Raw genomic sequence first — 9,288 nt, 5'->3', positions numbered from 1 at the left:
TCGTCTGGTTTCATATCAAGTCAGGAGGGTTTCGGGCGGTCATATCGCCTTGTTCAGAGCAGGTAAAGGGCTCGAAAGAACCCGGACGACGAGGACAACTGACACTGAGTTATTAGCTGAGCGTGAAGCGGTTTATAAACGAACAAAGAGCTTGAATCCCGCGCGCGGCGCTGATGACATCCGAATCCGGATAGCAACCGGGGCCGTATCGCTCACACCTGGAGAATTGCAAGAAAGCGTTAAATGCCTCATCATTAAAAACCAAACAAAAAAGAAAATTAAACCTCGAAAACACAAAAAATAAAAAAATAAATACGAAGCCGTTTAAAAAAAACAGCACACTTAAAACAATTTTTTTAGAAAATAATATTTAGGGAGACTCTGATTAAGTCTCAAAATCAGCGATAATACGGCCATCGTCAACCGCATAGGATTCGTTGCCACCATGGATCAGATCACCTTCTCCGAAGCCGAGTACCAGACCAAAAAGCGCAAGACTCGCCGCGAGATCTTTCTGGAGCGGATGGACAAACTGATTCCGTGGAAGCAGTTGGAGAAGAAGGTCGCTCGTTATTATCCCAAGGGCCAGACTGGCAGGCCACCGTATCCCCTGCCGACCATGCTGCGAGTCCACTGCATGCAGTTGTTCTATAACCTCAGCGACCCGGCCATGGAAGATGCCCTGTACGAGATTGAATCCATGCGGCACTTCGCCGGCCTGAAGTTGGATCGCTTACCGGATGAAACCACCATTCTCAAGTTCCGTCATTTCCTTGAACGCCATGGCCTCGGCAAGGTGTTGTTCAAAGAAGTGAACAAACACTTGGAGAAGAACGGTCTGATGCTGCGCGAAGGTAGCATTGTGGATGCTTCCATCATTTCTGCTCCAAGCTCCACGAAGAACGAGAGCGGCAAGCGTGACCCAGAGATGCACCAGACCCGAAAAGGCAATCAATGGTACTTCGGCATGAAGATGCACATCGGCGTCGATGACACGCTCGGCCTGATCCACAGCATCGATACCACGGCAGCCAACATCCACGACATTGTGCCCGCCGGTAACCTTTTTCATGGTGACGAGCAGCGCGTGTTCGGTGATGCTGGTTATCTTGGGATTCAAAAGCGCGATGAGCATAAAAATCGTAAAAACGTATCCTGGTTCATTGCTAAACGTCCTGGCTCTCGCAAGAAAATGGATGACCGTCAGTTGAAAGCTGAAAAGCTCAAAGCCAGTGCTCGGGCCAAAGTGGAACACCCATTCCGCTACATCAAACAGGTCTTTGGCTACAGCAAAGTCCGCTATCGCGGCCTGGCCAAAAACAGTACCCGGTTGCACTTGCTAGCAGCATTCACCAATTTACTGATCGGTGAAAAATACTTGCTGGCGTAGGGCCAGTGCGCCCGAATTCCGCCAAAACGGCGGGAAACGGGCAAAAAACGAACAAAAAAGGGAAAAATTACGCCGAAATCGAGTTTGAACGGCTTTTTTTCGAATTGAAAAGCGATTCAGCGACAAATCAGGCGTTAATCAGACCCTCCTTAGGAGATTTCAGTGGTGTACGAACCTCGTCCACTCAAGATTAAGAACTTTGGGAATGATCTTTTGTTCAGAAGTGTAGAGGAGCTTAAAGAGACGCTGAAAAAAGAATTCAAGGGAAAGGATACCAGTGTTGTTTTTCGCACTAAGCCCAATGGGATGCGTTCAACCGTTTTTGTGTCGGTGGGTGAGGATGGCGTGATCCGTGAGAGTTACGGCGAAGAACCCGAGGTAGATTTTGACGCCATCTCAGAGCGATTGATGGTGATCTAGCCCATCACGGGCTGTGACAAAGGAGTTTGTTATCACCATGCGCGTAAGACTCCTTCCAAATGCCCGGTGAGGATGTCAAGGGTGCATACTGGGGTAGCCGCTGGTTTGCGGTAACGGATGATCCAAAGACTGCTCGGGTTGAGCAAGTGGATCTGGTATCAGACGGAGTGATTGGCACTAGCGATCGTGTGATCTGCCCGGCAACGCCGGAGCTTGAGGGTTGCCAATCCTGCGAGTCTGAGGAGGACGCTGTTAAGAAGCGCATTTTGGCGCAAACAGAAAGCAAGATTGTTGAGCTGATCTGCGCTATTGAGTTGTCTAAGCTGCGAATTGAGAACAACCGGCTCTTGAAGGACAAAACAGAACTCGCTCAAAATTCTGATAGTAATGATCGGCTCGACATTAAGAAGTGGACGGAGGAGCTAAAAGAACTCCGCCAGTTGCGCCGGGCTAAAGTCATCGTTGCTTGAGGGTTTTGTTATACGCCTCTTGTCGGTTGGCACGGCATTGGCTCTAAAGCGGACGGTACTCTGTAAGCTGGGCATACTTCGTGAACTGCTCGCCGTCCCAGTGCAGTGAGTAGTGTCCCGCCTGCGTAACGGGGCTTGTCGCTGGCGGTCTCAGCAATGCGATCGCTTCCGCCCCCGGAGAGCGCACCGAACTATACAGAATGCCGAACTCATCTGCGTTAATGAGGTTAGCTGCTTCCTGTTGGCCGGGCGCATAGTTCGTATCGTGCATGTACTGGGGTTGATCTCGAAGGTCAACCAGTGGTTCAGCTACGTGCCCGGTGTAGCAACGCACCACTGCTGAGTAGTCGACTCCGACGCCAAAGCCTCGCCAGATCTTGCCGGAATGATAGATCCATTCGTGCAGAGCCGTTTCCAGACTGTCTCCAGCGTAGTACGCACCTCTTGATAGGGTGTTAAAGCGCCCTTCCGACGGATAGCAGAATGAGGCCATAACAGCGCCCCACCCCGGCCCCGCCCGGTAATCTTTGTTGTCGACGTACCGCGGCCAGTGAATAACTCGATCACTGGTTGCGGACTCCAGTTCAGCAAGAATCATGGAGTCCGGGCTTTCAAAGCAGTCAATAGGTGGGTATTTGCTGTGTATGACGCGGTGGTGCTTCCATAGCGGTTTAACGTGTTCCAACTTAATCTCCCTTAACCGCGCATGGCATCCAGATTACGACGAATATAGTACAGAGCTTCCATGGAGCCCTGTTCCAGCAAGTAACGCTTGATTGAGCGTCCCTGCAGCCCCATTAGATCTATGGGTTTCTGGAACCACTCATTAGCCATGCTTTCATGCCCTGCCGGTGTAATAAGAGAAAGTGCTTTATGGATGCCCAGAAGCAAGCTGATTCGGTCCATCATATCCCGGGATACTTCTACGGTTTCACCGTTGTTCACCTTTGCCTGCCACCCAGTCAAAGTGCGACGACTGACGCCTCCCAGAAGAGTGCCCAGATCGTCCATCGTCAGGCCCCAACGCTCACGCCGGTCGAATAGCCAGCGGAGCCCGGCGGTTCCATGAGCACTGGTCAGTGTTGGTCCATCGTGTTGTGGTGGTGCTGTGTCGACAGGATACTGCTCTCGTAGGGCAAGCATAATCTCCTCCACTACTCTTTTTGCTTGTGAGTTGATTATAGATGTCCGATCCCATATAGGCAACAATGCTCACGCCGGTAACAACTGAGCACTATTGCCCTGACACCTGTTCGATTAACTTATCCCGCTGAGTCTCAACGGCTGCCAGTCGAGTTTTAATTTCATCGCGCTCTTTACGGAGGTCGGTTTTATCGTTGCTGAGATCATCGTTTCGGCGGCGAATATCTGCCAGCGACTCTTCGGCGCTTTCCCGCTGCTCGTACTCTTTGGACAGTTTCTCCCGGACAACAGCAAGCTCGCGCTCCGCTTTCGACGCCGACTTTCTGAGCGTGACCAACTCCTCTTGAGCCTTGCTGAGCTCGGCCCGGACGTTGCCTAGCTGATCCTCCAGATCTTCAACGGTCGTGGCGGCATCCACCAGCTCGGCTTCAGCGTTCTCCTGCTGCTCTTTTGCGGATCGCATAACGTCCGCGACTCGCCGCTCGGCTGTTTTGACTGCCCTTGCGTTCAGGTTCTGTGCCAGTCCTCGGACCTGCTCCAGAAAGATACCTGTCATTTCGTTGAGCGCTTCCTCTACTTCCACTGGGAGTTCTTGCGCGGGCTCGCTCGCCACTACTTCCTGAGATCGTCGGTGGTCTTCCCAGACCCTCGCCAAACGGCTTGGGTTGCCGCCGCCAACGATTTTTCTTAACGCAAACCCTGTGACCTTCCTGCCGTCTTCCTGTAACTGCTGCCCAGCGTTGATGATTTGCTCATTCTCGATCTCTGGTGGTCGCATTCCTGCCGCTCCGGTTGGTGTTTCAAGCATTCTAGTTGCGCACTAACAAACTAACAAACTAACAAACTAATTTTTCTGTTCAGTGTCCCGCTTCAACTTCGAGTCGTTTTTGGCGGGCAAGTAATCCTGCGGCACTTGTAGTTGCGATAAGTCATGCGACATTTAGGGAGCTCAAACAACGACCGTAACGGAGTCGGTTATGCCAGTAATCCCAGACACTATTGCAGAAAATGCCTTCATGGATGAGTACAAGCCTGTTGAGCTAGAGCGCGAAGCTGACGTGATGATGCAGACATTTGATGAAGCCTTGGCGCTTGCGGAAAAGCGTGGCGGTGGCGTCTCGAATGTCTGGTCGATTGCTGAAGGTGACGAGGGTGATTCCTTGTATGCACTTGCAGGCTTCCATCATGTGAATGTCATTGGCTTCATCGTGACAGAGAAGGCGTGGGAGACCGGCATAGAAGAGGTTTTGTGGTTTGACAGTGAAGACATGTGTGACTGAGCGAGGAAGGGTGTTATGCAAAGCGTGAGCGTATCGGATTTGCAGGGGGAAGCGCTTGATTGGGCTGTCGCCAAGGCAGAGGGGTTAGTCATCAGGCGCGACCCTATGGGGTTTGGGTCGGGCAGTGAGTCCGGGTACTGGATATGGGAAGAAAGCGGTCGCGGCTTGAAGCGGTACGGCTTAATAGGTCGGGAGTATTCCCCTTCAACTAAGTGGTCTGAAGGAGGGCCGATCATTGATGCGCTGCGAGAGTGTGGCCAGCACCAGTTTTCGTTGCAGACTGATGCAGGGGGCGTTTGTGTTCTTTCACGGTCAACGGAGAGCATTTCTTTTCGTGGGTGCGGAGAAACTGTGCTTATCGCTGCCATGCGTTGTTACGTTGCAGTCAAGCTGGGTGAGAGCCTTGCGGTTCCTGCGTTTTTGTCGGTGTCGGATTAAGACGCGGGTAAAGTGTGGGTTGCTGCAGCGTGTATGGGTTTCTTGGCGGGCTGGCAACGACAGCCCTTGCAGTTGCCCTGCCCAATGCGATGTTGGTGGTTTCGAAAACGTGAGGAGATCATCTATGCACCCCAAACAAATGCGATACCTGATACGCCGACCACAAGCGTTCATCCGACACCAGGTGACAGGGCAACTGCCACGTACGGTTCGACCCCAGAGCCCTCTAATCACTCTACTGGAGAGCATGCATCATCATCAGCGGCTGCGCTATCGTGGCATCCGCCTGTCGCCGGAGTTGGGGTATCAAACAGGTCACCAGTTCCATAGCGCCGAGCAACTACTTCGTTGGCTCAAGCCTAGTGATCAGATGATTGAGGGTGAGCCTTGGCCAGCCGAGAGCTTCCGTATCAAGCGTTTCGTCAGCACCCTGACTCTGGAAGATCTCCAGCGTCACAGTGCCCAGCATCCAGAGCAGGAGGGGCGTAAATGAAAGGGGTGATCACATACGAGTGGTGGCCGGAAGGTGTAGAGTCTGCGTCGGGCGGTGTGCTGGATCATCATAAAGAAGCATTGGCCGAGAGAGCGCTTGAGGTTATTGGCCCTCAGGCCATAGAGGGCTTCCGAGAGGGGGTGCTTGCCGATAACATACACATGTCGGGCGATCCAGAGCAAGGCGTGGCCTACAGAGGTTACTGGAGCTTGTCCGAGTCAGGGGGTAATTAACGTGAATTCCAACCTTATTTTTTGGCTGGCTGTTTTGGTAGCGGGCGTCTCATTGGTTTTTGGTGGGCCTGAAATCCTTGCTGCCTATGGTTTTGGCGGTTCTTGATCTCTTGTCACAGTGTTCGGCTCGGACGCTGTGGCGTTGATCGTCTTGGTTCAACAATTAAATTATTCAAAAGGTAGTAGTAATGGCGTCAAAGCTTGCTGTCAGTTTCGGGGTTGTGATTGTAGGTATGGCTATTTCGATTGCTGGCTTTGTCGGCAAAATAGCCATGGATGAGGCGGATAAAAGGGCCAGAGCAGGTGTAAGTGATCTGGTTAACTTGGTTGAGTCATCGAGCGAAGGCAATGTGCGCGTCACCTATGGATCGATTAGTAATAGTCTTTTTGATAATACGGTCACCGTTGAGGATGTTGCGTTCAAAATGGTAGACGGTACGACCATGTTCACTGTGGACTCTGTAGGTTTTAGTGCTGAGGAAGGCTTTAAGGATAGCCGGATTCCCCATGCCGCTAGCTTGTCGCTTCGTGGTGTTGAGGTCATTTATGCGCAACTCCTGCGGGAGCTAGAGCAAAAAACCGGTGCAGACTTCAGTGGCAGCCCTTTTAATGCTGCCTTCAGCTACGACTACAACAGTGCTGGTGATGTCATACACCCCATTGTTTCGTTCTCAGGTGAGGGCTTTGCCGATCTCGATATAGTTTGTTGGGAACTGCCAAAGAAGCATCAAAGCAGTAAGCCTTGTAAAGCTGTTGCGCAGTACCTTGTATTCGCTGCTTTTGATGCAATACTTCCAACCAGGCATCAGGAATGGAAGCCACACCGTAAAATGCACCCGCCAGCTGACCAGTAATAGCCGCTGTCGTATCGGCATCGTCACCCAGATTCGCTGCCATTAGAACCGCATCCTCAAATGACTCAGTTTGCCACAGGCACCATAGAGCAGCTTCCAGGCTCTCAACGACATATCCGCTGCCAAAAATATCGACTCGCTCTTTAACGCGATATTCACCCTCTGCCAATGCATTGATAAGTGAGGGTGCATGTACCTCGGAAGGCACTGACATTAACCAAGCTGTTTTATCGGTGGCCCCCAGAAGCGCATTGCTTATCAGCTGAGACATCAGCCTGCTGGCACTGACGCAAAGTGAAGAGGCATGCGTAGTTTGCGAGCTGAGCTCAGCATACTCACCCAGCATTACTGATCCTGCGTAACGCATTGGAATCGGGGCCAGGCGCATAAGGGAACCATTACCGGAAGATGCTGAAGACTCACTTCCACACCAGGGGGAGCCAGACTGTTGATATCTTGCCAGTGCACCCGCAACCGTCTTACCGATTCCAAAGGCACGTGGACGGGTTGAGTTTTCCCCCTCCTCAGCCCAACGCCAATAGCGTGCCATCTGATCTGCTGCATCAAAGCCATCACAAGCAATCAGACTATCCGCCAGACATAGTGCCATGGCTGTATCATCCGTCCACTCCCCTTGGCGCATCCGAAACTTGCCACCTTCAATCATACCGGTGATCGGTTTAAGCCGGTCGCGAGAATGAAACTCCAACGGTGCTCCCAGAGCATCACCTACGGCCAGACCCAACAGGCATCCTGTCCACCGAGATGGATCCGGTGAAATATTCACTATTGTGCTCTCTCTACGGCAACCGTTTTATCGCTACCTACTTCATAGCCACTGACCAGCACATAACGGCTTCCACGACGATGACTTTTCCATTTGCCTCGGTAAAAACGTTCATCGCGCAGCTGCCGCCAGTAAGGTGAAACGGAATGGGGTGACACCATGGCGGCCACCAGTTCGCGATCATGTCTGTCGTACTCCACCTGCGCAAAGGGCATACCGCCCTTGCCACTGGGGTGCTTATTTTTCATATACGATGGCACGCCACTGTTAAGAGACTCCGGGTAGGCAGACAAATACATACCCAGCGAGACCACATAGCGAATCACGGCATTCAGGATGCGTTGCTCATCGGCGTTCATAGACATACCGGATAGCCCAACGGTCTTCATGGCTTCCCGGTTGATAAAATCCGTCAGCTGTTCCGGCGTAAAAGCTGCCCGTAAAAGGGAAGGATTAAGGGTCGACTGAGGCTCCAGCGGATTATGAATACTGATAGTTAACCACTGCTCCGGCTGAGAGGCAGGCACTTCCATCTGGAAAGAAGAACCATACTGGCGGAGAAAATCATCATACCGCTGTTGAAGAGAGGACGCCTGCATCCAGCTCACCATCACGCCTTCAATGGTATAGCCTTCAAACAGCTGGGCAGTCGGCAGAGAAATCGTACTGAACTCATATGGCCAGGCAAACGAATCACCTTGCACCTTGCTCAAAGACACCTGCTGTAACCAGGCCGAAAGCGAGGGTTCCGGCACGATGATTCGCCCCTGACGCTCATGCCAGTATTCGAGCACAAGTGCCTCACCGTTGATACTGGTCATGGTTCTGGGGTCTTCTACCAGATCAAGAAACACTTCCTTTTCATGCTTCTTGGGCAACCCTACCTGCTTCAGGATGGAGCGGGTGAAACGACGTGTGAAACTGGGATAATGACGATAGGTACTGGCGGCGGACATCCGCATCTCCTTGCAATCTACAGCTGCCCCATACTTTGCCGCAAAAGCCTGCACGTTGCACAGTCCCGCTACATCAGAAACTGGAAAGGCTGGTTTCGGCCAGGAGCGGTCTTTTAGGAGCCGTTGATATAGCGCTTTAACGCCCGCAGTACGTGCAACTTTGTAATGAAGGCGCAGCCGCAATGGAAAAGCCGTAGCTGTGCCTGCGATTGTTAGGCAATCTCTTCACTTGGCCATGCTCAAAAGGTAGTTACGACCTTGAGCGGTAATATTCCATGCAATTGATCGGCGTGATGTGACAATTTGGGATGCTAAACCCTTTTCTTCCAAGCCAGCCATGAGCTGTCGCACGGCAGATACGGAAAGCTCTAAATTCTGAGCAAGACCGGTCGCCGTTCTGAAAGTGAAAGGACTGTCTTCGATCGCTTGCAATGCCTCTCGCTCTTGAGCAGAAACCTGAATCGTGGCGATTTTCCCAAATTGAGCGTCAGAGACATCGTCAGCATCGACTTCAGTTTCTCTAACTGCCATTGCCTCGACCTTTTTAGCCACATCGCGAAGCTTTGCGGAAAAGCCTACGCCGCTGAACTCAGAAAAATTTTCCAACCTCAGAAACGCCATGCAAACAGCAGAGAAGCCCGCCACAACGGCCATCTCTGCAGCTTTCCCTAATAAAGCCAGCACAACAAGAAGTAAGAATGATAATGGCACGAGCACTGAGAAAAGATCATCGTTTGAGGCGGTAAAGCTACAAATTCTGCCTAATACCTTCGTTTGACGCTCTGACTGTCTTTCTTTTTGAATCGACATACGACTCCCCTAAG

Annotated in this window: 13 protein-coding genes and 1 pseudogene; 8 read left to right on the top strand and 6 right to left on the bottom strand. The window is 51.8% G+C overall.

Translation table 11 applies throughout. The annotated features are described in order from the left end of the window. Positions 1-445: 445 nt before the first annotated feature. The 3 genes from INT33_RS15220 (at position 446) to INT33_RS15210 (ending at position 2,280) form a co-directional block, all read left to right on the top strand. Positions 446-1,390: an IS5 family transposase gene (locus INT33_RS15220; RefSeq protein ID WP_193068189.1), complete on the top strand. Its 945-nt coding sequence runs from the start codon at positions 446-448 to the stop codon at positions 1,388-1,390. Positions 1,391-1,555: 165 nt separating this feature from the next. After that, entirely contained in the window at positions 1,556-1,810 is a 255-nt protein-coding gene (locus INT33_RS15215; protein WP_319643936.1) for a hypothetical protein, read from the top strand. Between the two features lie 59 nt (positions 1,811-1,869). After that, positions 1,870-2,280, top strand: a complete 411-nt coding sequence (locus INT33_RS15210) for a hypothetical protein (RefSeq protein WP_193068187.1) — start codon at positions 1,870-1,872, stop codon at positions 2,278-2,280. A 43-nt stretch (positions 2,281-2,323) separates the two neighbouring features. Here INT33_RS15210 and INT33_RS15205 read toward each other — a convergent pair whose 3' ends face one another. The 3 genes from INT33_RS15205 to INT33_RS15195 form a co-directional block, all read right to left on the bottom strand. Beyond that, entirely contained in the window at positions 2,324-2,965 is a 642-nt protein-coding gene (locus INT33_RS15205; RefSeq protein ID WP_193068186.1) for an RES family NAD+ phosphorylase, read from the bottom strand. A gap of 11 nt (positions 2,966-2,976) precedes the next feature. Further along, positions 2,977-3,423: a hypothetical protein gene (locus INT33_RS15200; RefSeq protein ID WP_193085152.1), complete on the bottom strand. Its 447-nt coding sequence runs from the start codon at positions 3,421-3,423 to the stop codon at positions 2,977-2,979. Between the two features lie 91 nt (positions 3,424-3,514). Beyond that, a complete protein-coding gene (locus INT33_RS15195) occupies positions 3,515-4,201 on the bottom strand; it encodes a DNA-binding protein (protein ID WP_193085153.1) in 687 nt (228 codons plus the stop codon). Positions 4,202-4,400: 199 nt separating this feature from the next. Here INT33_RS15195 and INT33_RS15190 point away from each other — a divergent pair, with 199 nt between their 5' ends. From INT33_RS15190 to INT33_RS21195, 5 genes are all read left to right on the top strand, one after another. Then, complete coding sequence (locus INT33_RS15190; protein ID WP_193085154.1) at positions 4,401-4,703, top strand: hypothetical protein; 303 nt, start codon at positions 4,401-4,403, stop codon at positions 4,701-4,703. A gap of 15 nt (positions 4,704-4,718) precedes the next feature. Continuing rightward, the gene (locus INT33_RS15185) at positions 4,719-5,141 is read left to right on the top strand and encodes a phage protein NinX family protein (RefSeq protein WP_193085155.1); all 423 of its coding nucleotides are present in this window, start codon (positions 4,719-4,721) and stop codon (positions 5,139-5,141) included. 247 nt (positions 5,142-5,388) lie between these two features. Continuing rightward, on the top strand, positions 5,389-5,634 hold the full coding sequence (locus tag INT33_RS15180) for a hypothetical protein (protein ID WP_193092301.1): 246 nt from the start codon (positions 5,389-5,391) through the stop codon (positions 5,632-5,634). Continuing rightward, positions 5,631-5,867 (top strand): hypothetical protein, encoded by a 237-nt coding sequence (locus INT33_RS15175; RefSeq protein ID WP_193085157.1) that lies wholly within the window; start codon positions 5,631-5,633, stop codon positions 5,865-5,867. Before INT33_RS15180 ends, INT33_RS15175 begins: the two co-directional genes overlap by 4 nt. Before the next feature lie 188 nt (positions 5,868-6,055). Next, the gene (locus INT33_RS21195; RefSeq protein WP_226940223.1) at positions 6,056-6,721 is read left to right on the top strand and encodes a hypothetical protein; all 666 of its coding nucleotides are present in this window, start codon (positions 6,056-6,058) and stop codon (positions 6,719-6,721) included. Between the two features lie 10 nt (positions 6,722-6,731). Here INT33_RS21195 and INT33_RS15170 read toward each other — a convergent pair. The 3 genes and pseudogenes from INT33_RS15170 to INT33_RS15160 all read right to left on the bottom strand — a co-directional run. Next, positions 6,732-7,508: pseudogene (locus tag INT33_RS15170) on the bottom strand (ADP-ribosylglycohydrolase family protein); the annotation flags it as partial. Then, positions 7,508-8,464, bottom strand: a complete 957-nt coding sequence (locus INT33_RS15165; protein WP_193068174.1) for a hypothetical protein — start codon at positions 8,462-8,464, stop codon at positions 7,508-7,510. The gene INT33_RS15165 and the pseudogene INT33_RS15170, both read right to left, overlap by 1 nt. 225 nt (positions 8,465-8,689) lie before the next feature. Continuing rightward, positions 8,690-9,274, bottom strand: coding sequence for a hypothetical protein (locus INT33_RS15160; protein WP_193061741.1), 585 nt, complete (start codon positions 9,272-9,274; stop codon positions 8,690-8,692). Positions 9,275-9,288: the final 14 nt, after the last annotated feature.

The organism is Halomonas colorata (assembly GCF_014897985.1).
Classification (GTDB): Bacteria; Pseudomonadota; Gammaproteobacteria; order Pseudomonadales; family Halomonadaceae; genus Vreelandella; species Vreelandella colorata.
This window is presented reverse-complemented; position numbering and strand designations above follow the sequence as displayed.